This window comes from Streptomyces sp. NPDC006487 (assembly GCF_042870555.1).
Lineage (GTDB): Bacteria > Actinomycetota > Actinomycetes > Streptomycetales > Streptomycetaceae > Streptomyces.
Genome location: NZ_JBIAHN010000001.1, coordinates 51,670 through 77,551, shown reverse-complemented (window position 1 = coordinate 77,551; position 25,882 = coordinate 51,670). Strand labels below are relative to the sequence as shown.

21 protein-coding genes are annotated in these 25,882 nt (G+C 73.8%); 11 read left to right on the top strand and 10 right to left on the bottom strand.

Features of this window, described 5'->3' with window-relative positions; all coding sequences use genetic code 11:
• The first annotated feature begins 9 nt into the window (after positions 1-9).
• Complete coding sequence (locus ACFYM0_RS00365; RefSeq protein WP_388495202.1) at positions 10-1,164, top strand: ROK family transcriptional regulator; 1,155 nt, start codon at positions 10-12, stop codon at positions 1,162-1,164.
• A gap of 369 nt (positions 1,165-1,533) precedes the next feature.
• Here ACFYM0_RS00365 and ACFYM0_RS00360 read toward each other — a convergent pair whose 3' ends face one another.
• Complete coding sequence (locus ACFYM0_RS00360; protein WP_388495201.1) at positions 1,534-2,295, bottom strand: GntR family transcriptional regulator; 762 nt, start codon at positions 2,293-2,295, stop codon at positions 1,534-1,536.
• 389 nt (positions 2,296-2,684) lie between these two features.
• Between ACFYM0_RS00360 and ACFYM0_RS00355 the strand changes: the two genes are divergently transcribed.
• The 4 genes from ACFYM0_RS00355 (at position 2,685) to ACFYM0_RS00340 (ending at position 8,945) form a co-directional block, all read left to right on the top strand.
• Positions 2,685-3,524, top strand: coding sequence for an alpha/beta fold hydrolase (locus ACFYM0_RS00355; protein ID WP_388495200.1), 840 nt, complete (start codon positions 2,685-2,687; stop codon positions 3,522-3,524).
• 204 nt (positions 3,525-3,728) lie between these two features.
• On the top strand, positions 3,729-5,327 hold the full coding sequence (locus tag ACFYM0_RS00350; protein WP_388495199.1) for an alkaline phosphatase D family protein: 1,599 nt from the start codon (positions 3,729-3,731) through the stop codon (positions 5,325-5,327).
• 235 nt (positions 5,328-5,562) lie between these two features.
• Positions 5,563-7,002: a GNAT family N-acetyltransferase gene (locus ACFYM0_RS00345; RefSeq protein ID WP_388495198.1), complete on the top strand. Its 1,440-nt coding sequence runs from the start codon at positions 5,563-5,565 to the stop codon at positions 7,000-7,002.
• Positions 7,003-7,226: 224 nt separating this feature from the next.
• Positions 7,227-8,945, top strand: coding sequence for a DUF885 domain-containing protein (locus tag ACFYM0_RS00340; RefSeq protein WP_388495197.1), 1,719 nt, complete (start codon positions 7,227-7,229; stop codon positions 8,943-8,945).
• 64 nt (positions 8,946-9,009) lie between these two features.
• Here the strand turns inward: ACFYM0_RS00340 and ACFYM0_RS00335 are convergent, their stop codons facing one another.
• A complete protein-coding gene (locus ACFYM0_RS00335; RefSeq protein ID WP_388495196.1) occupies positions 9,010-12,021 on the bottom strand; it encodes an AAA family ATPase in 3,012 nt (1,003 codons plus the stop codon).
• A complete protein-coding gene (locus ACFYM0_RS00330; RefSeq protein ID WP_388495195.1) occupies positions 12,018-13,190 on the bottom strand; it encodes an exonuclease SbcCD subunit D in 1,173 nt (390 codons plus the stop codon). The genes ACFYM0_RS00335 and ACFYM0_RS00330 overlap by 4 nt, the downstream gene beginning before the upstream one ends.
• Before the next feature lie 282 nt (positions 13,191-13,472).
• Here ACFYM0_RS00330 and ACFYM0_RS00325 point away from each other — a divergent pair, with 282 nt between their 5' ends.
• Positions 13,473-14,681, top strand: a complete 1,209-nt coding sequence (locus ACFYM0_RS00325) for an NAD(P)/FAD-dependent oxidoreductase (RefSeq protein WP_388495194.1) — start codon at positions 13,473-13,475, stop codon at positions 14,679-14,681.
• 49 nt (positions 14,682-14,730) lie between these two features.
• Here ACFYM0_RS00325 and ACFYM0_RS00320 read toward each other — a convergent pair whose 3' ends face one another.
• Complete coding sequence (locus tag ACFYM0_RS00320; RefSeq protein ID WP_388495193.1) at positions 14,731-15,357, bottom strand: YigZ family protein; 627 nt, start codon at positions 15,355-15,357, stop codon at positions 14,731-14,733.
• Positions 15,358-15,447: 90 nt separating this feature from the next.
• Here ACFYM0_RS00320 and ACFYM0_RS00315 point away from each other — a divergent pair, with 90 nt between their 5' ends.
• On the top strand, positions 15,448-15,852 hold the full coding sequence (locus ACFYM0_RS00315) for a CoA-binding protein (RefSeq protein WP_388495192.1): 405 nt from the start codon (positions 15,448-15,450) through the stop codon (positions 15,850-15,852).
• 106 nt (positions 15,853-15,958) lie between these two features.
• On the opposite strand, the gene ACFYM0_RS00310 is transcribed toward ACFYM0_RS00315, so the two are convergent.
• Complete coding sequence (locus ACFYM0_RS00310; protein ID WP_388495191.1) at positions 15,959-16,540, bottom strand: helix-turn-helix domain-containing protein; 582 nt, start codon at positions 16,538-16,540, stop codon at positions 15,959-15,961.
• Positions 16,541-16,643: 103 nt separating this feature from the next.
• On the opposite strand from ACFYM0_RS00310, the gene ACFYM0_RS00305 reads away from it, so the two are divergent.
• Complete coding sequence (locus ACFYM0_RS00305) at positions 16,644-17,513, top strand: EamA family transporter (RefSeq protein WP_388495190.1); 870 nt, start codon at positions 16,644-16,646, stop codon at positions 17,511-17,513.
• Between the two features lie 34 nt (positions 17,514-17,547).
• On the opposite strand, the gene ACFYM0_RS00300 is transcribed toward ACFYM0_RS00305, so the two are convergent.
• The gene (locus ACFYM0_RS00300) at positions 17,548-18,306 is read right to left on the bottom strand and encodes an acyltransferase (protein WP_388495189.1); all 759 of its coding nucleotides are present in this window, start codon (positions 18,304-18,306) and stop codon (positions 17,548-17,550) included.
• Positions 18,307-18,432: 126 nt separating this feature from the next.
• Between ACFYM0_RS00300 and ACFYM0_RS00295 the strand changes: the two genes are divergently transcribed.
• Positions 18,433-18,978, top strand: coding sequence for a gamma carbonic anhydrase family protein (locus tag ACFYM0_RS00295; protein ID WP_388495188.1), 546 nt, complete (start codon positions 18,433-18,435; stop codon positions 18,976-18,978).
• A gap of 67 nt (positions 18,979-19,045) precedes the next feature.
• Here ACFYM0_RS00295 and ACFYM0_RS00290 read toward each other — a convergent pair whose 3' ends face one another.
• The 4 genes from ACFYM0_RS00290 to ACFYM0_RS00275 form a co-directional block, all read right to left on the bottom strand.
• Positions 19,046-19,765 (bottom strand): DedA family protein, encoded by a 720-nt coding sequence (locus ACFYM0_RS00290; protein ID WP_388495187.1) that lies wholly within the window; start codon positions 19,763-19,765, stop codon positions 19,046-19,048.
• Positions 19,766-19,825: 60 nt separating this feature from the next.
• Entirely contained in the window at positions 19,826-22,360 is a 2,535-nt protein-coding gene (locus ACFYM0_RS00285; RefSeq protein WP_388495186.1) for a beta-glucosidase, read from the bottom strand.
• 129 nt (positions 22,361-22,489) lie between these two features.
• Positions 22,490-22,642, bottom strand: a complete 153-nt coding sequence (locus ACFYM0_RS00280; protein ID WP_388495809.1) for a DUF2191 domain-containing protein — start codon at positions 22,640-22,642, stop codon at positions 22,490-22,492.
• Between the two features lie 148 nt (positions 22,643-22,790).
• On the bottom strand, positions 22,791-23,228 hold the full coding sequence (locus ACFYM0_RS00275; RefSeq protein WP_388495807.1) for a DUF4442 domain-containing protein: 438 nt from the start codon (positions 23,226-23,228) through the stop codon (positions 22,791-22,793).
• A gap of 110 nt (positions 23,229-23,338) precedes the next feature.
• Between ACFYM0_RS00275 and ACFYM0_RS00270 the strand changes: the two genes are divergently transcribed.
• Together ACFYM0_RS00270 and ACFYM0_RS00265 are read left to right on the top strand one after the other, a co-directional pair.
• Positions 23,339-24,403, top strand: a complete 1,065-nt coding sequence (locus ACFYM0_RS00270) for a hypothetical protein (RefSeq protein ID WP_388495185.1) — start codon at positions 23,339-23,341, stop codon at positions 24,401-24,403.
• 70 nt (positions 24,404-24,473) lie between these two features.
• The gene (locus ACFYM0_RS00265) at positions 24,474-25,844 is read left to right on the top strand and encodes an MFS transporter (protein WP_388495184.1); all 1,371 of its coding nucleotides are present in this window, start codon (positions 24,474-24,476) and stop codon (positions 25,842-25,844) included.
• Positions 25,845-25,882: the final 38 nt, after the last annotated feature.

Sequence of the window (25,882 nt, the reverse complement as noted above, 5' to 3'; positions counted from 1 at the left end):
GGACACACGTTGGGGCAGCTGACCGGCGGGGACCCCTCTCTGCTGCGGCGGATCAACTCCGCGGTGGTGTTGCGGGCCCTGCGCGCGGCCGAAGCGCCGACGCTCACTGACCTCACCCGGGTCACCGGACTCTCGCGGCCCACGGTCGAGGGAGTCGTCGAAGGGCTGATCGGGACGGGCCTCGTCGTCGAGGCGGGCGCGGAGGAGGGTGCGCGGCGCCAGGGACGCCCGGCCAGACGGTTCCGCTTCCGTGCCGAGGCGGGGCACCTGCTCGGCGTGGAGATCGGCGCGCACCGGATCGCGGTGCTGCTGTCCGGGCTGGACGGCCGGGTGATCGGCGCCGGCACCAAGGAGGTCGCCGAGACGGCCTCCGCCGACGAACGGCTCGAACGGGTCCGCGGTGCGGTGGCCGACCTGCTGCGCCGCGCCGGGGTACCGCGGGACTCACTGCGTGCGGTCGGCGTGGGCAGCCCCGGGATCGTGGAGGCCGACGGCACCGTCCGCCTCGGCACGGCCCTGCCCGGCTGGACCGGGCTGCCGCTCGGGGAGCGGCTGCGGCGCTCGTTCCGCTGCCCGGTGCAGGTGGAGAACGACGCCAACGCCGCGGCGGTCGCCGAGCACTGGAAGGGCGCCGCGACCGACACCGACGACATGGTCTTCGTGATGGCCGGGCTCAGCCCCGGAGCGGGCTCCCTGATCGGGGGCCGGCTGCACCGCGGGTTCGGCGGGGCTGCCGGGGAGATCGGCGCCCTGCACCTGCTGGGGCGCGAGGTCACCCCCGAGAAGCTGCTCTCGACCACCGGCGAACCGCTGCACCCGCTGGACGAGCGGGCGGTGGCGGAGGTCTTCGCGATGGCCAAGCGCGGGGACGTGGGGTCGGTGGCAGCGGTGGAGCGGTTCATCCAGCGGCTGGTCCACGACGTGGCCGCGCTGGTCCTGGCGATGGATCCGGAGCTGGTCGTGGTCGGCGGCTGGGCGGCCGGGCTGGACGGGGTACTGGATCCCCTGCGCCGGGAGCTGGAGCGCTACTGTCTGCGCCCGCCGCGCGTGGCGCTGTCCCTGCTGGGTGAGGCGGCGGTGGCCACCGGAGCGCTGCGGCTGGCGCTGGACCACGTGGAAGAAGAACTGTTCGCCGTGGAGAAGACGGTCACCGCCCGCCGCTGATCCCCTCCGGGGCCGGTACGGATACAGGTCCGCGCCGGCGCCGGTTCCTCCGGGGCTGCGGATCCGCGCCCACGCCACCGCTCAGGAGTCGGCGCCGGTCGAGGGTGCGGTTCGGCGTCGGTGGGTCCACGCGGGGCGAGATCCCCTACCCGCCCTTCACCCATCCCCCAGACCCCGTCCGGGGGACCCCCAGCCGGGCCCCGCCCGGACCCGGTCCTCAAACGCGGGACACGCTGAGGACGGCCGCACGTCTGCGCCCGGGCTACCGGACTCCGCCCCGGCTGTTGGCTCGCGGCCCGTCCGCTCACCGAGCGGGGCCCCCACAGCGTGGCGGCCCCGGTCAGCAGGCGGGCGGGATGGTCGGGACGGTCAGGACGCGACCCGCGTGTCGTGGGTGATCTGCACGTCGCCCGAGTCGCCGAAGGTCAGCCGGCAGGTGTCCGCCCGGTAGGTGGCCACCGAGACGGCCGCCGTGCCGGCCGCCGTGAAGTAGCGGGTGGTGACCAGGAGGACCGGGGCGCCGGGCAGGCGGTCCAGTTCCTTCGCGTCGTCGGCGCGGGCGGAGCCGAGCTCCACGGAGCGATCCTGGCCGTCGAGGACCAGCTTCTGCAGCTCGCGCATGACCGTGCGGGCGCGGGCCGGACCGGCGGGGGCGTCGATGGCGGAGAGGCCCGGCACCGAGGAGGCCGGCACGTACAGCAGCTCGGCGGCGAGGACCTGGCCCTGCTCGACGCGGCTGCGGCGTACCGCGAGCACCATCTCGCCGGGGGCGGCCCCGAGGAGCTTCAGGAGGGCGGGGGTGAGCACGGCTTCCTCCGCCGCGTCCACCGGCTCCCACCCGTCGACGCTCTCACCGGGCCAGCTGTGCTGCGCACTGCCGACGTCGACGCCCACGCGCGGCGGGGCGACGGTGGTGCCGACGCCCCGGCGGCGCTGGAGGCGGCCTTCGAGCTCGAGCTGCTCCAGTGCCTGGCGCAAGGTCGCCCGGGCGACGCCGAAGCGGGCGGCGAGCTCGCGCTCGTTCGGCAGGATCTCGCCCACGGCGAAGTCCTGGTCGAGCGCCTCACTGAGGACGGTCTTGAGGTGCAAGTACTTCGGCTCCGGCACCGTTTCGAGCTGCGTGGTCCCCACCCTGACTCCTCCTGCTATCGCCGCACTCGCCGTGTTCCAGCGGGAGTTCCGCGCCTTTGTTTATTAAAGGTTCCTGCACTATGCCTGCGACGATAGGACGGCGCACCCCCTTGGTCAAGACCAATGCTCATCCCTTTGTCGGGCAGATCGGGCATATGCATCAAGCTGTTCACGGGATGTTCGCGAGCACCGCGGAAACCGCGCGGAAGACGTCACGGAAGCCACCCCAAAAGGCACCTCCAAGGACGCCGCGAAAGCAGAAGTCCGCCCCCAGGGGCTACCGGGCGGTAACCGACCGAGAGACACTACTGACAAGCCGTCTCACACGGCCGTCTCACACCGCCGTCTCACGCGGCCGCCGCAGCGCCCGACCCCCGACGAGGAGCACCATGACCGCCACGGTCTCGTTCACGATCGATTCGCCACTGGGCCCCCGCACCACCACCGCCGCCTACGAGCGCAAGGGCGCGGGCGAGCCGCTGCTGCTCCTCCACGGCATCGGCCACCACCTCCAGGCCTGGCACCCGGTGACCGACGTCCTGGCCGCCGGGTACGACGTGATCGCCGTCGACCTGCCGGGCTTCGGCGTCTCGGAGCCGCTGCCGCACGGGGTTCCGTACGATCTGGGCACCGTCGCCTCCGCGCTGAGCTCGCTCTGCGCGGCGCTCGGCATAGAGCGGCCGCACGTCGCGGGCAACTCCCTCGGCGGGCTGCTCGCCCTGGAAATGGGGCGCGTGGGCCTGGCGCGCTCGGTCACCGCCCTCTCCCCCGCCGGGTTCTGGTCGGAGGGGGAGCGCCGCTACGCCTTCACCGCACTCCGCGCGATGCGCGCCGGCGCCGGCGTGCTGCCCCGCTCCGCCGTGGAACGGCTCGCCCGCAGCGCCGCCGGACGCGCCGCGCTCACCGGAAGCATCTACGCCCGCCCAGGACGGCGTTCGCCCGGCTCCGTGGTCGCCGAGACCCTCGCCCTGCGCGAGGCCTCCGGCTTCGAGCAGACCCTGTCCGCGGGCGGCTCCGTACGGTTCACCGCGGATCTGCCGGACCTCCCCGTCACCATCGCCTGGGGCAGTCGCGACCGGCTGCTCCTGCGCCGCCAGGGCGTCCGCGCGAAGCACACCATTCCCGGCGCCCGCCTCGTCCGGCTCCCCGGCTGCGGCCACGTCCCCATGAACGACGACCCGGCCCTGGTCGCCCGCGTCATCCTGGACACGGCCGAGCTCGCCCGATGAGACGTTGACTGGCGTCGACGGGGGCGCCGTCGGGGCATGGACGGGGACATCGTCTGCGCATCGACCGGACATTGACGGGGCATCAGCCATCCGCATCAGTGTTCACGCATGGTTCGCGTGCGCGACGCGGGCGGTCCGGCGTGCGGCCGGTGTACGGCGGCACACTGGTCCGGCCCGCCCCCGCCGGCCTCTGGAGACGCACCGATGGCACCTCTGCCGCACACCCGACGTTCCCTGCTCGGCGGCTCCCTCGCCGTCCCGGTGGGCCTCGCCCTGTCCAGCTCCCTGACGGGCGCCCTGAGCACTCCCGCCCACGCGGCGGCTCCCGCCTTCGCCCGCTCGGGCCGCCCGAACGCCTTCTGGGGTGTCCAGTCGGGCGAGATCACCGCCCACTCGGCCACCGTCTGGACGCGTTCCGACCGCCCCGCACGGATGTGCGTCGAAACCTCCCCGAGCGAGTCGTTCCGCTACGCCGTCCGCCGCCACCGCGGCCCGCTGCTCGGCCCCGACACCGACTTCACGGGCACCACCACCCTGCGCGAACTCCCGCCCGGACAGCAGATCCACTACCGGGTGCTCCTCGCCGACCCCGACGATCCGCGCCGCACCGGCGAGCCGGTCCACGGCACCTTCCGGACCACCCCCGTCTCCCGCCGCCGCGACGTGCGCTTCCTGTGGTCCGGGGACCTCGCCGGCCAGGGCTGGGGCATCAACCCGGAGCTCGGCGGCTACCGCGTTTTCGACGAAATGCGCCTGCGGGACCCCGACTTCTTCCTCTTCAGCGGGGACACCATCTACGCCGACGGGCCGATCCAGGCCTCCGTACCGCTGCGCGACGGAACCCTGTGGCACAACGTGACCACCGAGGAGAAGGCGAAGGTCGCCGAGACCCTCGCCGAGTTCCGGGGCAACTTCCGCTACAACCTGCTCGACGGCAACCTGCGCGATTTCAACGCCCAGGTGCCGGTCCTCGCCCAGTGGGACGACCACGAGGTGCGCAACAACTGGTACCCCGGCCAGATCCTCGACGACCCCCGCTACACCGTGAAGGACGTCGACACCCTCGCCGGCCGGGCCCGCCGGGCCTTCGGCGAGTACTTCCCCGTCACCGACCTGCGCGGCGGCCGCGCCGAAGGCCGGATGTACCGGGTGATGCGCTACGGCCCGCTGCTCGACGTGTTCGTCCTCGACATGCGCACCTACCGCGACCCGAACTCCCCCGGCCGCCAGACCGACGACCCCGTCGGCATCCTCGGCCCCGAGCAGCTGGCGTGGATCAAGCGCGAGCTGTCTCGCTCACGCGCCACCTGGAAGGTCATCGCCGCCGACATGCCGCTGGGCATCGTGGTGGCCGACGGGGCCGCGAACTTCGAGGCCGTCGCCCAGGGCGACCCCGGCGCGCCGCTCGGGCGCGAGCTGCAGATCGCGGAGCTGCTGCGCCACGTCAAGCACCAGCGCATCACCGGCACCCTCTGGCTCACCGCCGACGTCCACTACACGGCCGCGAACCACTACGCGCCCGAGCGGGCCTCCTTCACCGACTTCGCGCCGTTCTGGGAGTTCGTCTCCGGCCCCATCGGCGCGGGCGGCTTCCCGTCCGGCCGGCTGGACGCCACCTTCGGCCCGGAGACGGCGTACGTCCAGTCCGCGCCCTTCGCGAACATGTCCCCGTCCGAGAACCCCCCGTACTACGGGGAGGTCGAGATCGACGGGGACGGCGGCGAGCTCACCGTCCGGCTGCGCCGCCAGGGAGGCGGCGTGCTCTTCACCCGGACCCTGCAGCCCGGCCGGGTGGGGCAGTAGGCGGACACCGGGCGGACGGCCACCGCGCACATGAGTGGGCAGTGCGCGGGCGGTGCGGGCGGTGCGTGCGGTGCCTGCGGTGCGTGCGGGAGCGGAAGCCGACGAGGGCGGCCCGCCGAGACGCCGGGATCTGAAATCGGCCGGAAAACAGGGCGAAATCGGCCAGATGGATCCTTAACCAGTCGGTCACAGATCGTTCGTGATCACGCAACACCCAGGCGTCACAGTGGTCTGCATGACTGAGCGTATTCCTGCCTCTGCCCAGCGTCCCCACCGCCACCACTGGCGCCGCGACGTCGTCGAGCTCGCCGCTCTCTTCTGCGCCGTCGCGGTCGCCGACGCCATCGCCAATCTCGTGGTGCACGGCCCCCGCGGCCCGGTGCTGCTCGTGGCCTCGGCCGTCGCACTCCTGGTCACGGCGGCGTTCCACACCTGGTGGGCACGCCGCCACAGCCATGCGCCGCCGCCCACGGACACCGCACTCTCGGACCCCGCCGCGGACCCCGCCGCACAGGCGGTCGCGGCGACGGCCGGTACGGACGCCGCGCTGGCCTCCGCCCTGTGGCGGATGCGGACGACCGTGCGCGACGAGCCCGGCAGCCTCGCCGCGCTCTGCACCGCGCTCGCCCGGAGCGGGGTCGACATCCTGACGCTGCAGACGCACCCGCTCCCCGAGGGCGGCACGGTGGACGAGTTCCTGCTGCGCGCCCCGCAGCAGCTGCCCTCCGCCGACCTCACCCGGGCCATCTCCGGCGCCGGCGGCCACAGCACCTGGATCGAGCGCGCCGACGCGCACGACCTGGTCGACACCCCGACCCGCGTCCTGGGACTGGCCACCCGCACCGCGCTGGACGCCGCCGAGCTGCCGCTCGCCCTGCGCCAGTTGCTCGGCCGCTGCACCATCCACTCGATCCCGGCGACCACCCTCTCCGGGCGCCCCAACGCCGGCGCCGACGCGCCCGTCGAGGGCGTCCTGGAAGCCACGGTCATGCGGCTGCGCGACCCGTCCGGCGGTGCGATCACCATCGAGCGGCCCTACCTGCCCTTCACCCCGACCGAGTTCGCCCGCGCCCGCGCGCTCGTCGAGCTGGACGCCCGGCTCGGACCGCGCGTCCCGCGCAGCCGGGACGTGCTGACCCTCCCCGAGGGCAACGAGATCACCGTCCGCCGCGCCGACGGCTCCGACCTGCCCGCGGCCCGTGCCATGCACGACCGCTGCTCGGAGCGCACACTCGGCCTGCGCTACCACGGCCCCGTCGCCGACGCCGACCGCTACCTCGGCCACCTGCTGAGCCCGCGCTTCGGCCGCACCCTCGCCGCGACCACCGCCTCCGGCAAGCTCGTCGCCCTCGGCCACCTGCTCTGGGACGGCGACGAGACCGAGGTGGCGCTGCTCATCGAGGACGACTGGCAGCGCCGCGGCGTCGGCTCCGAGCTGCTGGGCCGGCTGATCGGGCTGGCCGTCGAGGCCGGATGCGACAGCGTCTACGCCGTCACCCAGGCCCACAACACCGGCATGGTCGCCGCGATGCGCGGCCTCGGCCTCCCCCTCGACTACCAGATCGAGGAGGGCACCCTGGTGATCACGGCCCGGCTGGACGCGACCCCGGTCAGCTCCCGGCTGCCGTACGAGCTCCCGGCCGAATCCCGCGGCCTGCCCCGCAGCCAGCCGTGACCTGGGCCGGATCTCTCCGGCCTTGCCCGGCCCGCGCCGCCGATCCCGGGGTGGTGCACCCGCAAGCACCCGCGGGTCGGCGGCGAGCGGCCCGGCGAGTCCGCGGCACGACGCCCGGACCACCTACCGCGATCTCGCCGCCGAGGCCGGCGGCGCCCCCTGCGTCAGCAGGCTGACGATCTTTGGTGATGACGCGGACCCTTCCCGCATACGAAGATGTCCACATGTCAGACATCATCACCAGTGACAGCGCCGCACGGCTGCCCCGCCAGGTCGCCGATGCCTACGTCGACGACCTCATCGCCATCGACCCGATCACGGGCACCTATCTCGGTGTCGCCGCAAGCTCCGGAAAACTCCCGGACCTCTCCCCCGCGGGCCGCGCGGCGGCCGCCGAACTCTCCCGCGCCACCCTCGCGAAGCTCGACGCCGCCGAGCGCCTGCCCGGCGCCGACAGCGACGTCGAGCGCCGCTGCGCCCGGCTGCTGCGCGAGCGGCTCACCGCCGAACTCGCCGTCCACGAGGCCGACGAGGACCTGCGCGCGGTCAGCAACATCCACTCCCCGGCGCACTCGGTCCGCGAGGTCTTCTCCCTGACCCCGGCCGAAACCGAAGAGGACTGGGCCGCGATCGCCGAGCGGCTGCGCGCCGTTCCGGCCGCCTACGCGGGCTACCGCGAGTGCCTCGCGCTCGGCCTGGAGCGCGGCCTGTTCGGCAGCCCGCGCCCCGCCGCCACCTTCGTCGAACAGCTCACCGCCTGGGCCGGCGAGGGCGAGGGCGCCGAGGCCGAGGGCAAGGACGGCTACTTCGCCGAGTTCGCCGCCGCCGGCCCCGAGGCACTGCGCGCCGAGCTCGACGGGGCCGCCGCCGCCGCGACCGCCGCCGTCGTGGAACTGCGCGACTGGATGCGGGACGTGTACGCCCCCGCGGTCGAGGGCAAGCCCGACCCGGTGGGCCGCGAGCGCTACGCCCGCTGGTCGCGCTACTTCAACGGCACCGACCTGGACCTGGACGAGGCGTACGCCTACGGCTGGTCGGAGTACCACCGGCTGCTGGCGGAGATGAAGACCGAAGCCGCCAAGATCCTGCCGGACGCCGGCCCCTGGGAGGTGCTCAAGCACCTGGACGAGCACGGCACCCACATCGAGGGCGTGGACGAGGTCCAGGCCTGGCTGCAGGGCCTGATGGACGAGGCCATCGAGAACCTCGACGGCACCCACTTCGAACTCGCCGAGCGGGTCAAGCGCGTGGAGTCGCGGATCGCCCCTCCGGGCGGCGCCGCGGCCCCGTACTACACGAACCCCTCGGAGGACTTCTCCCGTCCGGGGCGCACCTGGCTGCCGACGATGGGCCAGACCCGCTTCCCCGTCTACGACCTGGTCTCCACCTGGTACCACGAGGGCGTCCCGGGCCACCACCTCCAGCTGGCGCAGTGGACGCACGTGGCGGACCAGCTGTCCCGTTACCAGGCCAGCGTCGGTCTCGTCAGCGCGAACGCCGAGGGCTGGGCGCTGTACGCGGAGCGGCTCATGGACGAGCTGGGCTACCTCAAGGACGCCGAGCAGCGGCTCGGTTACCTGGACTGCCAGATGATGCGCGCCGCGCGGGTCATCGTGGACATCGGCATGCACCTGGGTCTGGAGATCCCGGCGGATTCGCCGTTCCACCCGGGCGAGCGCTGGACGGTGGACCTGGCGCAGGAGTTCTTCGGCCTGCACAGCGGCCGGCCGGGCGACTTCGTGGAGAGCGAACTGACCCGCTACCTGTCGATGCCGGGCCAGGCGATCGGCTACAAGCTGGGCGAGCGCGCCTGGCTGCTGGGCCGTGACAACGCGCGTGCCGCGCACGGCGATTCCTTCGATCTGAAGGCCTGGCACATGGCGGCGCTGTCCCAGGGTTCACTGGGCCTGGACGACCTGGTGGACGAGCTGTCGAAGCTCTGATCGCCGGACCGCACCACGGACGGACGGGCCGGCTCGCACCTCACGGAGCCGGCCCGTCCGTCCGTCAGCCCGTTCCGCCCGCCGTGCGATGCCGCACCACCGAACCTCCGCGCTGCTTGACGATCTCCAGCTGGGCCTGCACCCGGGTCCGCAGATCGGCGACGTGGCTCACGATGCCCACGCTGCGGTCGCGTTCGCGCAGCGAGTCCAGTACGTCGAGCACCTCGTCCAGGGCCTGGTCGTCGAGGCTGCCGAAGCCCTCGTCGATGAACAGGGTGTCGAGCCGCATGCCGCCCGCCTCGTCGGTGACCACGTCGGCCAGGCCCAGCGCGAGCGCGAGCGAGGCGAAGAAGGTCTCGCCGCCGGACAGCGTGGCGGTGTCCCGCTCGCTGCCGGTCCAGGCGTCGACCACGTGCAGCCCGAGCCCGGAACGCCCCCGTCCGCTCGCCTTGGCGTCGGAGTGCAGCAGGGTGTAGCGGCCCCCCGACATGCGCAGCAGCCGTACCGTCGCCGCGGCGGCGACCTGCTCCAGCCGGGCCGCGAGCACGTAGGCCTCGAGCCGCATCTTGCGCTCGTTGTCCGCGGAGGTGCCCGCGGTGAGTCCGGCGAGCCGGGCCACCCGTTCGTAGGCCTCGCGCAGCGGTCCCAGGGAGCGCAGCTCCCGCTCGGCCTGGAGGGAGAGCCCGTCGAGGTCCTTGCACCGGACCCGGGCCGCGTCCACGGCGGACCCGGCCGTACGGAGCTTCGCGCCGGCCCTGTCGGCACGCGCCTCGGCCTCCTCCGGCGCGGCCGGGGGCAGGGCCGCCGCCGCGGCGGTGTCGGCCTCGCCGAGGCGGTCGGCCAGCATGGCCTCCTCCGCCTGCCAGGCGTCCGTGCGGCGTTGGAGCGCGCTGCGTTCGTACTCGGGGAGGACGGCGTCGGCCGCCTCATCGGTGGTGTCGAAGCCGGCCTTGAAGGCGGCGTCGGCGAGCTGGTCGTCGGCTTCCTTCAGCCGGGCGGCGGTGGTTTCCGCCCGGCGCAGCGAGGCGGCCGCCGCCGTGACCATGCGGACCCTGTCCTCCAGGACTCCGGCGCGGGCCGCGACGCTGGGCGCGCCGTCCCGTACGAGGGCCAGCTCCGCTTCCAGCGAGGCCCGCTCCCGGTCGAGGGCCTCGCGGCGCGAGGCCCGCGCCGCCGCCCGGGCCTCGGCTTCGCTCCGCTCGGCGCTGCGCACGGCGTGCTCCCGCTCCGCGCGGGCCAGCCGCTCGCGGGCGGTGTGCAGTCCGGCGGCCGCGGCGTGCGCCTCGGCGTGACGGGAACTCAGCGCGGAGGTGAGTTCCAGGAGTTCGGCGGTGGTGGCCTCCCCCGCGGCGGCCGCGGCCTCGGCGCGGGCCTCCCGTACGGCGGCCAGCCTGCGCTCGACGCTCGCCCTGCGCTCCTCGGCCCCCTCGAAGCGGGCGTGCGCCGCCTCCTCCGCGGCCCGGTCGACGTGACCGGGGGCGGGCCGGGCCGGGGAGGGGTGCTCCGCGGCCCCGCACACGGTGCAGGGCTCTCCCTCCACCAGGGCGGCGGCGAGTTCGGCGGCGATCCCCCGCAGCCGGGTCTCCTTGAGCTCGAGCCAGCGTTCCCGGGTGGCGGCCGACTCCTCGCGGGCGGTGAGCAGTTCTCCGGAGGCCCGCTCCGCGTCCTCGTCGAGGGCGTCGCGCCGCCGGGCGGCGTGCAGGTGCAGCCTGGCGGGCTCCAGCTTGCCGGCGAGCTGCTCGGCCAGGGTCGCGGCCTGCTGGGCGGCGTCCGCGCGCCCGGCCAGCTCGGTCCGGGTGGCGTCCCAGCGGGCGAGCCACTCGGCGGTCTCCTGCTGCTGCTCCTCGGCTGCCCGGGACTCCCGTTCCAGGTCGGCCCGTTCGCGGCCGATCTCGGCGCTGCGCTGCTCGGCGCGGCGGGCGGCCGCGAGTGCTCCCAGATCGCCCCGCAGCCGCTGCTCGACCGCGGCCAGCTGCTCGGTCCCCGCCTCGGCGAGCTGGGGCGGGAGCTCCGCCCGGGCCACCGACTCCGCGTGCGCGGCGGCCATGTGGGCGCCGGCGGCGGCTCCGCGCAGTTCCAGGGCGGGGGCGACCAGTGCTCCGCGCCGGGCCCGGTCGAGCAGGGCGCTCACCCGCTCCCGTTCCGGACCGGACTCGGCGAGCAGGGCCGCCCGGCGGGTGGTCTCCGCGTGCCGGCGCTGCAGCCGGTCGAGCTCCCGCGCGTCCTCGGCGGCCCGCCGGGCGGCGTGGTACCGCCCTTCGACGGCGGCGAGGGCGTACTCGGCGACGGTGAGCCGCTCCCGGGCGGAGCAGCGGGCGACGGCGGCCCAGGCGCGGATCGCCCCGGCCAGCCCGGGGTCGCCCGGCTGGTGCCGGGGCAGCGGCCAGGCGCGCAGATCGGCGCAGTCCCCGGCGGCCTGGGCGAGGCGCTGGGCGGTGTGAAGCACCTGCTCGTCACCGGCGCGGACCTTGGCCTCGGCGGCGCGGCGGCGTTCGCCGAGCAGGGTTTCCACGGCGGCGAAGCGGCGGGTGTCGAAGAGCCGGCCCAGCAGCCGGCCGCGCGCCACCTCGTCGGCGCGCAGGAAGCGCGCGAACTCCCCCTGCGGCAACAGCACGACCTGGCAGAACTGCTCGCGGCTCATGCCGAGCAGCTGCTCGATCTCCTCGCCGATCTCCTGGTGGGAGCGGCTCAGGGCGTCCCACCGCTCCCCGTCGTACTCGCGCAGCCAGCTCTGCGCCTTGTCCTTGGTCGTCCCGGTGCCGCGCTTCTTGGGCCGGTCCTGTTCGGGGCGCCGGGTGATCTCCAGGCGCCGGCCGCCCGCGGTGAGTTCGAGGGTGATCTCGGTCGGGGTGTCCGAGGCCGCGTGGTCGCTGCGCAGGCTGGTGCCGGGGGCCTGGCGGGAGCCGGGGACGGAACCGTAGAGGGCGTAGCAGACGGCGTCCAGGACGGAGGTCTTGCCCGCGCCGGTGGGACCGTGCAGGAGGAAGATCCCGGCGCCGGAGAGGGCGTCGAAGTCGATCTCCTGGGGTTCGGCGAAGGGGCCGAAGGCGGTGATGCGGAGCCGGTGCAGCCTCATCGGTGGGTCTCCTGCCGGCTGTCTTCGGCCCGAACCTCGTCGAAGGCGCCCTGGAGCACGTCCCGTTCGGCGTCATCGGAGAAACCGCCGCCGCCTCTCACGTGGGCGACGAAGTCCTCGGCGATCTCCCGGTCGCTGCGGCCCTTCAGCCGCTGGGCATAGGACCCGCCGGCGTCCTCGCTGCGGCCCTCGGGGTCGAAGGCCAGGCTGAGGGTGTGCGGGAAGCGGACGGCGAGCCGGGCCATGGGGTCCTCGGGCCGGACGGGGTCGGTGAGGGTGGCCTCCAGCCAGGAGTCCTCGTACCGGGCGTACGCCTCCTCGGAGAGCAGTTCCTCCAGCGGCCCCCGGACCCGGGCGAGGCGGCGCGGTACGGGGGTGTCGACGCGCTCGGCGGTCAGGATCTCCCCCTCCCCTCCCAGTTCCACGAGCCACATGCTCTTGCGGTGGTCGGCCTCGGAGAAGGAGTAGGCGAGCGGGGAACCGGAGTAGCGCACCCGTTCGTTGATCGTCTGGCAGCCGTGGAGGTGGCCGAGGGCGGCGTAGTCGACCCCGTCGAAGACGGAGGCCGGCACGGCCTCGACCCCGCCGACGGTGATGTCGCGCTCGCTGTCGCTGGCCTGCCCGCCGGTGACGAAGGCGTGCGCGAGGACAACGGACCGCGTCCCGGGCGCCCGCCCTGCCAGATCCGCCCGGATCCGGTCCATGGCCGCACCGAGCACGGCCTCGTGGCTCACCTTCCCGGCACCGAACTCGTCCTTGACCAGCGCGGGCTCCAGGTACGGCAGCCCGTACAGCGCCACGTCACCGTGTACGTCGGCCAGCACCACGGGGTCGGCGCACCCGGCGGGGTCGGTCCTGAGGTGGATCCCGGCCCGCCCGATCAGCCCGGCCCCGACACCGAGGCGGCGGGCGGAGTCGTGGTTCCCGGAGATCATCACGGTGGGCACGCCGAGATCGGCAAGCCGGTGCAGGGCCCGGTCGTAGAGCTCCACGGCAGGCAGCGGAGGGACGGCCCGGTCGTACACGTCACCGGCGACGAGCACGGCGTCGACCTCGTGCTCCCGGACGGTCTCGACGAGGTGGTCGATGAAGGCGGCCTGGGCACCGAGCAGGTTCACCCGGTGGAAGCTCCGCCCCAGGTGCCAGTCGGAGGTGTGCAGGAACTTCACAGAACGGCCCCGACCTGCACGTTTACCCCTACTGCCCCTCTAAGACCCGCACGAACCACCCCAGGACCCACAGCGGCCCCCTGCCACGCTAACGCATGCCGCCCCCTGACCCGCCACTCACCTCGGAAAGGTGCCGCTCCCTGACGCGGCCCGCCGTACCGCCGTACCGCCGCGCAGGGGGAAGCACCCGCGCACGGCGAGGGGTGGTTCTCCCTGGGCGGTGGCCGGTGCCGCCGCCTACCGTGGAAACAAGAGCCCCACCCCTTCGGGGAGGCGATCCAGATGACCGGAAAGACCTACGACGCCGTGATCGTGGGAGCCCGCTGCGCGGGCGCGAGCACGGCGATGCTGTTGGCCCGCCAGGGCTACCGGGTGCTGGTGGTGGACCGGGCGGCCTTCCCCAGCGACACGCTCTCCACCCACCTCATCCACCCGCCCGGGCTCGCGGCCCTGCGGCGCTGGGGCCTGCTGGACCGGGTCGTCGCCACCGGCTGCCCGGAGATCACCACGTACACCTACGACCTGGGCCCCCTCGTCATCTCCGGGTCACCGGCCGGAGAGGGCTGCGAGGGCTCGTACGCGCCCCGGCGGACCGTCCTCGACAAGATCCTCGTCGACGCGGCCGTGGAGGCCGGCGCCGAGGTGCGCGAGAAGTTCACCATGGAGGGCCTGGTCACGGAGGGGGACGCGGTGACCGGCATCCGCGGCCACGACCCGGACGGGGCGGCGACCGCCGAGTACGGCCGGGTGGTCATCGGCGCCGACGGCGCCCACTCGACGGTCGCCCGCGCCGTGGACGCCCCCCGCTACGCGGAGAAGCCGAAGCTCCAGGTCAGCTACTACACGTACTGGGCGAACCTGCCGATGCACGGCGGGTTCGAGGCGTACATGCGGGGCGACCGCGCCTTCGCGGCCTGGCCGACGAACGACGACGTGACGCTGGTGGTCTGCGGACTGCCGATGCGGGACTTCGAGGCGAACCGCGCGGACATCGAGGGCGGCTACCACGAGACCCTCGGCCGCGCGCCGGCCTTCGCCGACCGGATCGCCTCCGCCACCAGTACCGGACGGCTGGTCGGCACGGCCGTCGAGAACCATTTCCGGGTCCCGTACGGACCGGGGTGGGCGCTGGTCGGCGACGCCGGGTACCTGAAGGACTTCATCACGGCCCAGGGAATCCAGGACGCCTTCCAGGACGCCGAATTGTGCGCGGGAGCCCTGGGCGACGCCTTCGCGGGCCGCAGCGCCTTCGACGACGCCATGCGCGGCTACCAGCAGGCCAGGGACGAACGGGTCATGCAGATGTACGAGTTCACCGCCGGATTCGCGGCCCTGGAACCTCCGCCGCCCGAAATGCAGCGGGTCCTCGGCAAGGTCGCCGAGAGCCAGGACACCATGGACGGCTTCGTCCGGGTGAACGCGGGGATCACCAAGCCCGGCGAGTTCTTCTCCGACCCGCGGCTCATGGGGGCGGCGCAGCCGGTGAGTTGACGCCCCTCCCCTCAGGAGGAGACCCGCTCGGCGGATCCCCTGCCCGCACTCAGGGTGCGTACGTCTCCCCGCCCGGTGTGAGGGTGGCGCTCCCGGCGGTGCTGTCGGCGAGCCAGGCCTCGAAGGCGGGCAGGTCGGCCTCGGGCAGGGCGACCTCGATCTCCACGGCGGCCCCGTAGCGCACGTCGAGCACGGTCCTGCCGGTGGAGCGCAGGTCGTTCTCGGTCTTGCCGGCCCGCTGGTGGTCCACGGTGACGGTGACCAGGCGGTAGCGGTGGCGGGTGACGGTGCCGAGCACGTCGAGGGCCTCCCCGACGACCCCGCCGTAGGCCCGGATGAGCCCGCCGGCGCCGAGCTTCACGCCGCCGTAGTAGCGGGTGACGACGGCGACGGCGTAGCGGATGTCCCGGCGCGTGAGCATCTGCAGCATCGGCACCCCGGCGGTGCCACCGGGCTCGCCGTCGTCGCTGGCCTTCTGCACGGAGGCGTCGGCGCCGATGACGTAGGCGAAGCAGTTGTGCGAGGCGGTGGGGTGCTCCTTGCGGATCCGCGCGACGAACTCCTGCGCCTCCCGCTCGGTCGCCGCGGGCGCGAGCGCGCACAGGAACCGCGAGCGGTTGATCTCGGACTCGTGCACACCCTCACGGGCCACCGTCACGTACTGGTCTGCCTTCACTCGTCCACCTTACGGGGAATCCGACATGCGTCTTTTCTGTTGATCGGTCTGACGGCAATCCACAGTCAGACGCAGCAGGAGGCGGCACACGTGTACGGCGATCCGGCAACCATCCGCAAGATCCTCACCGAGCTCGGCGACACCTGGGCGGTGGTCGGTCTGTCCAACAACCGGGACCGGGCCGCGTACCGCGTGGCAGAAGTCCTCCAGCGGTACGGCAAGCGCGTGGTTCCCGTGCACCCCAAGGCCGAGACGGTCCACGGCGAGCAGGGTTACCCCTCGCTGGAGGCGATCCCCTTCAAGGTGGACGTGGTGGACGTCTTCGTGAACAGCGCGCTGGCGGGCACGGTCGCCGACGAGGCCGTCGCCAAGGGGGCGGAGGCCGTCTGGTTCCAGCTGAACGTGGTCGACGAGGCCGCCTTCGACCGCACCCGCGCGGCCGGAGTGGACATGATCATGGACCGCTGTCCGGCGATCGAGATCCCCGCCCTCTGAGAGCCCAGGGGTCCCAGCGCCCATACTTGAGACCGCGCCTCCCAGGCCGGGCCGGGTCGGGTCAGGTCAGGTCGGGTCAGGTCAGGTCGGGTCAGGTCAGGTCGGGTCAGGCGTGGGCGGTCACCGGCGGGATGGAGACGGCCATCGTCATCTCCATCGGATCCGGCCCCTCGTTGCGGTAGGCGTGCGGGGCGTCCGCCTCGAAGGAGACGGCCCCGCCGGCCGGTACGGCGTACGTCTCGTCGGCGACCACCAGCGTCAGCTCCCCCACGGTGACGTGCAGCATCTCGAAGGTGCCCGGCGGATGCGGGTCCGAGGCGGTCCCCTCGCCGGGCTCCAGCCGGTAGGTCCACATCTCCACCGGCCCGCGCCGGTCGTCACCGAGCAGCATGCTGGCGCCGCTTCCACCCTCCGTGGACCACATCCGCACTCCCTGCCCCGGCAGTACCACCTGCACCCGCGGACCGCGGTCGTGATCGAGCAGGGTGGTGATGCTGACGCCGAGCGCGTCGGCCAGTTTGACCGTCGTGCCGACACTGGGGTTCGTACGGGCCTGCTCAATCTGGATGATCATGCCGCGACTCACCCCCGCACGGGCGGCCAGGGCCTCCAGGGTGAATCCGCGCTCTCCGCGCCAGCGCTTGAGGTTGCGGCCGAGCGCCTGGGTGAGCTGTTCGAGATCCGACACCGTTCCGTCCACTCCGTACAATATTTTGAATGACAGGGTCCATTAGACTGAACTATCGTGCGTTGTACTCCACCGTTCAACGCACTGTACTGCGAGGCCTGTCATGACCGCCCTGTTCGCCCTGGCCACCGCCGTCCTGTGGGGGCTCGCCGACTTCGGCGGCGGGTTGCTGACCCGCCGGATACCGGCCCTCACGGTGGTCGTGGCCTCCCAGATCCTCGCCGTCCTCGTGCTGGGTGCGGTGGTCCTGGGCACCGGCGCCTGGCGGGAGGCCGGACCGCAGCTCTGGTTCGCGGTGGGCGCGGGGCTGGTGGGGCCGGTCGCGATGCTCAGCTTCTACAAGGCGCTCGCCCTGGGCCCGATGGGCGTGGTCTCCCCGCTCGGCTCCCTCGGCGTGGTGGTGCCGATGACCGCGGGGCTGCTCCTGGGCGAGCGGCCCGGCGCCGCCCAGTTCGCGGGGATCGCGGTGGCCGTCGTGGGCATCGTCCTCGCGGGCGGACCCGAGCTGCGCGGCGCTCCCGTACAGCGGCAGGCGGTCGTCCTCACCCTCGTCGCGGCCTTCGGCTTCGGCGCGGTGATGGCCCTGATCGCCCCCGCCTCCTCCACCGTGCCCGGCCTGTTCCTCGCACTGTTCGTCCAGCGCGTCACCAACGTCGCCGTCGGCGGCACGGCCCTGTGGGTGCGGACCCGGCGCGGCGCCCCCGCCCTCCCGGCGGGTACCGGCGGCCTGCGGATCCTGTGGGCTCTGCTGCCGGCGCTCGCCTTCGTCGGGCTCGCGGACGTCGCCGCGAACGGCACCTACTCCATCGCCGCCCAGCACGGCCCGGTCACCACCGCCGCGGTGCTCTCCTCCCTCTACCCGGTGATCACCGCCCTGGCCGCCTTCACCGTCCTCAAGGAACGCCTGCGCACCGTCCAGGCGGCGGGCGCGGGCCTGGCCCTGGCCGGCACGGTCCTCCTGGCGGCGGGCTAGGCGACCCGGCGGCAGGCGGCGCATTCACCCCGGTTCACTCCGGCTCCGTCACGTCCGCCAGTGCGCGCAGCTGCTCCGGGGTGACCCCGTCGGGGATCGGTACCGGGGCCGGGGTGCGCAGCGGCGGCTGCCAGCCCGCCTCGGGGTCCCAGCGGCGGACGATCCGCGCCGGCGCCCCCGCCACCACGGCGTGGTCCGGCACGTCGCCCCGTACGACGGCTCCCGCCGCCACCACGACGTTGCGGCCCAGACGCGCGCCGGGCAGGATCACCGCGCCGGTCCCCAGCCAGCAGCCCGGTCCGATCTCCACGGGTGCGCTGCGCGGCCACTGTTTGCCGATGGGCTCGTGCGGGTCGTCGTAGCTGTGGTTGGTGGAGGTGATGTAGACCCCGGGACCACAGAAGGTGTCGTTTCCGATGGTGATCCGGGTGTCGGCGATGACGTGGCTGTCGCGGCCGATGACCACGCCGTTGCCGAGGACCAGCACCGGTTCGGCGCCGAGGTCGAGGTCCGGCATCATCCCGGCGGTGAGCGTGACCTGTTCCCCGATGATGCAGTGGTCTCCGAGGCGGATCCAGGGCGCGCCGAAGACCGTGCCCTGCGGGAAGGCGAGCCGGGTGCCGTGCCCGATCGCGCCGAAGCGCAGCCCTCCGGGGGTCTGGGCGGTGACCGCACCGGCCCGCTGCATCCAGCGCCAGCCCGCGTGGACCGCGCGCCCGGCGAGCCGGCGGCGCAGGCCCGTAAGGGAGGAGAGCGCCGTCAGAGAAGAGAACGTGTTCTGGTTCTTCGCCACCGGGTCACCGTAGCGCGCCGGGAGCCGGGGCCGCGCCGTGATCTTCACCCCATCTCCGGGGGCGCGGTCGGCGTGGCCTACGGTGCCGGTAGCGCGACTCGACGTACCGGAAGAGGAAGAGAACACATGACGCAGCAGGCGGCCCAGGCACTCGTGGCGGGTGTCGGCGGGAAGAACCCCGTGATCGATCCGACGGCGTTCACCGCTCCCACCTCGGTCGTGGTCGGGGACGTGACCCTCGGCGCGGGGTCGAGCATCTGGTACTCGGCGGTGCTCCGCGCGGACTGCGGTCCGATCACGCTCGGCGCCGACAGCAACGTGCAGGACAACTGCACCGTGCACGTGGACCCCGGATTCCCGGTCTCCATCGGCGAGCGCGTGTCCATCGGTCACAACGCCGTCGTGCACGGCTGCACGATCGAGGACGACTGCCTGATCGGGATGGGCGCGACGGTCCTCAACGGCGCGGTGATCGGCGCCGGCTCCCTGGTGGCCGCCCAGGCGCTGGTCCCGCAGGGGATGGTCGTCCCGCCCGGTTCGCTGGTCGCGGGCGTTCCGGCGAAGGTGCGGCGCGAACTGACCGCGGAGGAGCGCGAGGGCCTCAAGGTCAACGCCCTCATGTACAACGAACTGGCGGAGCAGCACCGCGCCGCGGTGACCCCGGGCGCGTAACGGGCTCGGGCGCCGAAGCCCCCCGCCCCCGCCCTCGGGCTTGGCGGGGGGGCGATCCCCGGGCCCCTCAGTCGGTGCGCACGGTCGGCGCGGCCGAAGCCTGCCCCGGCACCGGGGCCGCGTCGGCCGCCTCCGGGGCCGCCTCGGCGGCCGCATCGGTACCGGCCTCGGCCCGCGCCGCCGCGGCGGCCTTCTTCATCCGTCCGCGCACCACCAAGGTCATGGCGAGCCCGCAGACGAGGGCCAGGGCGAGGGCCGCCCACGAGAACCCCTTCAGCCACGGCTCCGCGACGATCCCGATCGAATAGATGACGGCCGTCGTGCCGCCGGCCCACAGGATCCCGCCGAGGACGTTCGCGACGAGGAACCTCCAGTAGGGCATGTGCAGGACGCCCGCCAGCGGCCCCGCGAAGATCCGCAGCAGGGCCACGAACCGCCCGAAGAAGACGGCCCACATGCCCCACTTGTCGAAGGAGCGCTCCGCCATGGCCACCTGGTCCGGCCCGAAGTGCTTGGGGAAGCGCCGCCCCAGCCGCTCCAGCATCGGCTTGCCGCCCCTGCGCCCGATCGCGTAGCCGATCGAGTCGCCCACGATCGCGCCGGTGGTCGCGCAGATGCCCAGGACAACGGGGTCGATGTGTCCCTGCTGTGAGGCCAGCAGCGCCGAGCTGACCAGGACGATCTCCCCCGGCAGCGGGATGCCGAGGCTTTCCAGTCCGATGACGAGCCCCACCAGGAGGTAGATGCTGACCGCCGGAATCGTCTCCAGCCATTCCTGGATGTGCACCGGTACGTCCTCCCGAGTATTCCGCCCGGCCCGCCCCCTGTGGCGGGCCGAACGGGCAGCCTATCCGGTCGCCACCACAGCCTTTGCCCGCAGCGGCAGTTCGCGGGAGGAACGCCCCGCGAACACTTCGCGGCGGCCCGTGCCCAGGACCCACGCGTCCCGCTCCGGATCCCAGGACGACAGCGTGCGCGGGTCGATGTCCAGGACGATCCGCCGCGCTTGTCCCGGTTCGAGGGTCAGGCGCCGGTATCCGGCCAGCGCCCGGACCGGCTGGTCCAGTTTCAGGTCCGGGGACGGCCCTACGTAGACCTGGGCCACTTCGGTGCCGGTGCGGCGGCCGGTGTTGCGGACGGTGAACTCCACGCGCAGCCCGCTCCGCTTCCCGCGCGCGCCGCCCGGCCGGACGGCCAGCTTCTCGTACGCCCAGGTCGTGTACGAGAGCCCGTGCCCGAAGGCGAACAGCGGAGCCACCCGCTGCCGGTCGTACCAGCGGTGGCCCACGTGCACCCCCTCGGTGTACTCCTGCCGCCCGCCCACCCCGGGGTAGCGCATCAGGTCGCCGCCGACCGGGGTCGCCCGTTCGTCGGCCGGGAAGGTCTGGGTGAGGCGGCCGCCCGGGTCCGCGTCGCCGAAGAGCACGTCGGCGGTGGCGGCCGCGCCCTCCTGGCCCGGGTAGTACATCTGGAGGACCGCTCCGGTACGCGGGAGCCACGGCATGGTCGTACCGGAGGAGGTGTTGAGCACCACCGTGGTGCGCGGGTTGACGGCGGCGACGGCCTCGATCAGAGCCGCCTGGCCGCCGGGGAGGCCCAGGGAGGTGCGGTCGCTGCCCTCGGTGGCGTCCTCGTAGGCGAACAGCACCACGCTGCGGGCCGCCCCGGCCGCCTTGACGGCCTCGGCGAGGTCGGCGGCCCGGGTCGCCTTCGTGGTGTGCCGCAGCCGCAGCCGCTGCCCCTTCGGCCCGCCCTCGGCGAACACGGCGAGCCGGTGTTCGCCCGCCTTGAGCGCGAGGGTGCGGCGGCGCACGGTGCGGCCGTCGGGCGCGGCGCCGAGCAGCCCGCCCGCGAACTGCTCGGCCACGCCCTGCCGTACGGGGAAGAGTTCTTCCCCGTCGAGCCGGACGGCCGGCCGTTTGCCGGTGTAGTGGACGAGCAGGGTCCACTCGTCGTCGGCGGCCAGCCGGAAGGTCCCCTCGAAGCCCCAGGTGCGCCCGGGGGCCACCACGCGGTCGTCGAGGCCCGCGTCGGGCGTCAGGAGTTTCGCCGGGAGCGGGCGTCCGTAGAGGTCCTCACCGAGGGCGTAGCCCACCGTGGAGCCGCTCCCGGCCCGCCGCCGGATCTCGTCGAGGGGCGCGGCGGCCGCGTCCGGCACCACGTGGGCGCTGCCACCGCCGCCGACGAAGGGGGTCCGCCCGGTGGGGCCGATCACGGCGATGGAGCGGGCGGCGGGGCCCGTCAGCGGCAGGGTGGCCCGCTCGTTGCGCAGCAGGACCGCTCCGGCGGTGGCGATCTGCCGCGCGGTGCGGGCTCCCGCTGCGGCGTCCCGGGCGGGCCGGGCGGCGGGGTGCCCGGCGAGCAGTCCGAAGCGGTCCAGGGTGGTCAGGATCCGGCGTACGGCGAGGTCCACCGCGCCCTCGTGGACGGAGCCGCCGCGCACCGCCTCTCGTAGCGGGGCGCCGTAGTGGGTGCCCGCGGGCATCTCCATGTCGAGGCCGGCGCCGATCGAGGCGACGGTGCTGTGGGTGGCGTTCCAGTCGGACATCACCCAGCCGTCGAACCCCCAGCGTCCGCGGAGCAGTTCGTCGAGGAGGGGCTTGCTCTCGCAGGCATAGACCCCGTTGACCTTGTTGTAGGCCCCCATCACGGCGCCGGCACCGGCGGCCACGGCGGCTTCGAAGCCCCGTAGCTCCGTCTCGTGGAGGGTCTGCTCGGCGGCGATCACGTCGACGGTGTCGCGGCCCTTCTCCTGGTTGTTGAGCGCGAAGTGCTTGACGGTGGCGATGAGGCCTTCGTCCTGGATGCCCCGGACGACCTCGGCGACCAGGTCGGCCGTCAGCTTCGGATCCTCCGAGAACGTCTCGAAGTTCCGCCCGGCGTACGGGGTGCGGATGAGGTTGGCCATCGGCGAGAGCAGCACGTCGATGCCGAGCGCGCGGCCCTCGCGGCCGATGACCCGACCGTACGCGCGGGCGAGCGCCGGGTCGAAGGCGGAGGCGAGCAGGACCGGCGCGGGCAGCGCCGTGGCGGGCCTGGCGACGCGGACTCCGGCCGGGCCGTCGGCGAGGCGGAGCGCCGGGATGCCCAGGCGCGGGATGCCCGGCACGTAGCCGGCCTGGCCGAGCGGATCCGGGTCCGGGCCGCCGTGCAGCAGGACGGTCTTCTCCTCCAGGGTGAGCCGCTCCAGCAGGGCGTCGATCCGGGCGGTGCGGCCGGCCGCGGGCGCGGCGGCGGGGGACGCCGCGGAGCCGGAGGCCTCGCGGAGCTGCGCGCCGGGCGGCGGTGCCGGTACGCAGCCGGCCGCGCCGAGGGCGGCACCCAGGCCGCCCACCGCCCCGAAGAGGCGCATCGCACGGCGTCTGGACACGGCCTCGCTCATGGGCGCTCCCTGCGGCGTGGGCATCGGCGTCAGGTGGCGGGAGCGGCCCGCGCCGGACCGCTCCCGCCGCCCACTGTGCGCCGCCCGCCCCGCGGGCCCGCTTCAGGCGCGCCACCGCGACGCCGATGTTCAGCCCTGCGGCGGCTGCCCGCCGGGGTCGGGCTCGCGCCGGGGCTCGTCCTGGAGCCGGACCCGCGCCTCGGTGCGGTGGCCGCGCTCGACGTAGTCCCGCACGACGGCCTCCACCGGGTCCTGGGGCGACCCGATCCCGGCGAGGACCATCACCTCCACCACGAGCTCGGCGCCGAGGCAGATGCCGATCTTGGCTCGGCCCGGCACGGGACCCCCTCCGTCCGTCGTCGGAGGAGGGACTCCAGCGCTGCGACCGGAAGGGTCCACGGGGCGCGACGCCCGAGACGACCCAGCGGGGTCAGGCGTTGGGGCGCAGGGTCCAGACGACCGTCATCTCGCCGGTCACGGCCTCGTCCTCGCGCTGGATGGCGATGGCGACGGGGAACTCGGGGCGGCCGCCCGCGTCGAGTTCGGCGACGACCTCGGCGGCCGGGCGGCCGAGGGTGGCGGTGGCCGTCACGACGCCCTTGGCGAGCTTCTTGTAGCCGATCTCCGCGCTCACCGCGAGGGGCACGGCGCGCGAGAGCTGGTCGCCGAAGGCGGCCAGGACGATCGCGCCGCTCGCGGACTCGGCGAGGGTGAACATGGCGCCGGCGTGCGGGCCGCCGAGGTGGTTGTGGAACTCGGCCTGGTCCGGAAGGCGGACGACGGCACGCTCGGGGGTGGTCTCCAGGAACTGGAGGTTCAGGGTCTTGGCCATCGGCACGGTCGCGGCGAGCAGTTCGCCCACGTTCATCTGTTCAGCGCTCATGGAACGCGATGTTACCCGCGAGTAGTAGGCATTGGCCATACCCGTACGGGGGCGGCCGTGGCTCCCTGCCCGCCCTCCCACTATCGTTACCGGCCATGTGGCCAGGACAGCAGCAGCCGCCCGGGGGAGAACCCAACCCCCAGGACGCGCATCAGAACCCGTACCAGCAGCAGCCGGGAACACCGAACCCGTACCAGCAGCAACCGCCGACGGTGGCGTACGGGGAGCAGCAGCCCGGCTACGGGTACCCGCAGCAGCCCCCCGCTCCCCAGGCCTGGGGCCAGCAGCCCCAGACCGTTCCCGTACCCCAGTGGGGCGGCACCCCGCCGCCCCAGGCCCCGCGCGGCGGGAGCCCCTTCGCGACCAAGACCGTCGCCATCGTCGCGGCCTCGGCCGTCGTCGTGGCGGCCGTCGCGACCGGGGCCTTCGTGCTGACCCGGGACGACAAGACCTCCGACCAGGCGGACGGCAAGCCGAGCTCCTCCCCCTCCGCCCCGGCCTCCTCCGCCCCGGCCGCCTCCGCCCCGGCGAGCCCGAGCGCCAACCCGCGCGGCGGTGCGGACGCCAAGCCGGTGATCCCGGGCTGGAAGGTCGTCCTCAACCCGAAGTACGGCACCGCCTTCGACGTCCCGCCGGAGTGGGAGGTCAAGTCCTCGGGCCTGTCCATCGGCTTCGAGGACGACTCCAAGAGCGACGGCTCGCCCCTGGTCATGATGTCGGCCCCCGCCTTCCTCAAGGAGGACTGGTGCAAGGTCGACTCCGACAAGGACGGCAAGGAGGAGTCGACCGAGCTGGCGGGCACCGCCACCAAGGGCGGCATGGGCGCGAAGAGCACCGCCGAGGCCGCGTACAACGAGGCCGGCAACTGGGCCTTCGCCGCGTACGCGCAGAAGGCGCCGAAGGGCACCACCAAGGTCGCCCAGGCGAAGGAGTACACGACCGCCTCCGGCCTCAAGGGCCACATGGCGACCGCGACCGTCAGCGGCCTGCCCAAGGAGAACAAGTGCTCCACGGACGGCAAGTCCGTCGCCTTCAGCTTCACCACCTCCAACGGTGACCTCTCCACCTGGGTCCTCTACGGCGTCGCGGGCGTCCCGGGCGAAGTGAGCCAGGAGACCTACGAGAAGATCCTGAGCAGCGTCCGCCTCAACGCGGGCTGACTCCTCCCGTCCTGCGGCCCGGGCCGGAAATCCGTTTGGATTCCCGGCCCGGGCCGGGGATAGTCCGGAGGTGAGCTCTCCTTCCTCCCCCGGTCCCGCCCGCCCGGCTTCGTCCCGCCGCGGCTCCCGTCGCGGCTCCCTCCGCGGCACCCTCCGCCGCAGGCCGGAATGGGCCGGCCGCAACTACACCCTGCTGACGGGCGCCGCGGTCATCACGAACCTCGGGAGCCACGGAGCACTCATCGCGACCGCCTTCGCGGTCGTCCAGGCGGGCGGCTCGGCCGGCGACGTCGGCCTGGTGGCCGCCGCCCGAACGCTGCCGCTCGTCCTCTTCCTCCTCATCGGCGGAGCGGTCGCCGACCGGATCCCCCGCCACCACGTCATGGTCGCGGCGAACACCCTCAACTGCCTCTCGCAGGCCGCCTTCGCCTTCCTCGTCCTGACCGGCGATCCGAAGCTGTGGCAGATGATGCTGCTCACGGCGCTGTGCGGCACCGGTACGGCCTTCTTCAACCCGGCCGCCGAGGGCATGCTCATGGCCAGCGTCTCCGGCCCGCAGGCCAACCGCGCCTTCGCCCTCTTCCGGATGGCGATGAACGGCGCCGGCGTCGGCGGAGCGGCCCTCGGCGGAGCCATGGTCGCCCTGCTGGGCCCCGGCTGGGTGCTGGCCGTGGATGCGGCCGCCTTCGCCGTCGCCGGAGCCCTGCGGGCCTTCCTCGACGTCGGTCACATCGCCGAACGCGCTCCCGGCGGCGGCCTGCTGTCCGATCTGCGCGAGGGCTGGACGGAATTCAGGAGCCGCCCCTGGCTGTGGAGCATCGTGCTCCAGTTCTCCGTCGTCGTGGCCGTCGTCGGCGCCGCCGAAGCGGTCTACGGTCCCCTGGTCGCCCTGGAGCAACTGGGCGGGGCGGCTCCGTGGGGCGTGGCCCTGGCCTTCTTCGGCCTCGGCACCATCGGCGGGGCCGTCCTGATGATGGTCTGGAAACCGCGCCGCCTGCTGCTGGCCGGCACCCTGTGCGTGTTCCCGCTGGCGCTCCCCTCGGCCGGACTGGCGGTGCCGCTTCCCGTGTGGGGCCTGTGCGCGGTGATGTTCGTGAGCGGAGCGGCCATCGAGGTGTTCGGCGTGAGCTGGATGACGACGATGCACCAGGAGATCCCGGAGGAGATGTTCTCCCGCGTCTCCGCCTACGACTGGTTCGGCTCGCTCTCGATGCTCCCGCTGGCCACGGCGGTGGCCGGCCCGGTCGAATCCGCGATCGGCCGCACTTCGGCCCTCTGGGGCTGCGCGGCCCTGGTGATCGTGGTGACCGCGGCCGTGCTGCTGGTCCCGGACGTCCGCCGCATGACCCGCAAACCGCCCGTCGCCCTCACCAAGTCGCTCCCCACCGAACCGGGCCCCGTCCAGCCCAGCTCCGCCGCGTCCAGCCCCGCCGGCGTGTGAGGCGCGGGGGCCGGGGCGGAGCCCCGGAAGGGTCCGGG

What these genes read in the sequence shown, in the direction of transcription:
- ACFYM0_RS00355 (WP_388495200.1), top strand. Translation starts at nt 2,685, where the DNA reads ATGACCGCCACGGTCTCGTTCACGATCGATTCGCCACTGGGCCCCCGC.
- ACFYM0_RS00350 (WP_388495199.1), top strand. Translation starts at nt 3,729, where the DNA reads ATGGCACCTCTGCCGCACACCCGACGTTCCCTGCTCGGCGGCTCCCTC.
- ACFYM0_RS00345 (WP_388495198.1), top strand. Translation starts at nt 5,563, where the DNA reads ATGACTGAGCGTATTCCTGCCTCTGCCCAGCGTCCCCACCGCCACCAC.
- ACFYM0_RS00340 (WP_388495197.1), top strand. Translation starts at nt 7,227, where the DNA reads ATGTCAGACATCATCACCAGTGACAGCGCCGCACGGCTGCCCCGCCAG.
- ACFYM0_RS00335 (WP_388495196.1), bottom strand. Translation starts at nt 12,021, where the DNA reads ATGAGGCTGCACCGGCTCCGCATCACCGCCTTCGGCCCCTTCGCCGAA.
- ACFYM0_RS00325 (WP_388495194.1), top strand. Translation starts at nt 13,473, where the DNA reads ATGACCGGAAAGACCTACGACGCCGTGATCGTGGGAGCCCGCTGCGCG.
- ACFYM0_RS00305 (WP_388495190.1), top strand. Translation starts at nt 16,644, where the DNA reads ATGACCGCCCTGTTCGCCCTGGCCACCGCCGTCCTGTGGGGGCTCGCC.
- ACFYM0_RS00295 (WP_388495188.1), top strand. Translation starts at nt 18,433, where the DNA reads ATGACGCAGCAGGCGGCCCAGGCACTCGTGGCGGGTGTCGGCGGGAAG.
- ACFYM0_RS00285 (WP_388495186.1), bottom strand. Translation starts at nt 22,360, where the DNA reads ATGAGCGAGGCCGTGTCCAGACGCCGTGCGATGCGCCTCTTCGGGGCG.
- ACFYM0_RS00280 (WP_388495809.1), bottom strand. Translation starts at nt 22,642, where the DNA reads ATGGTCCTCGCCGGGATCGGGTCGCCCCAGGACCCGGTGGAGGCCGTC.
- ACFYM0_RS00275 (WP_388495807.1), bottom strand. Translation starts at nt 23,228, where the DNA reads ATGAACGTGGGCGAACTGCTCGCCGCGACCGTGCCGATGGCCAAGACC.
- ACFYM0_RS00270 (WP_388495185.1), top strand. Translation starts at nt 23,339, where the DNA reads ATGTGGCCAGGACAGCAGCAGCCGCCCGGGGGAGAACCCAACCCCCAG.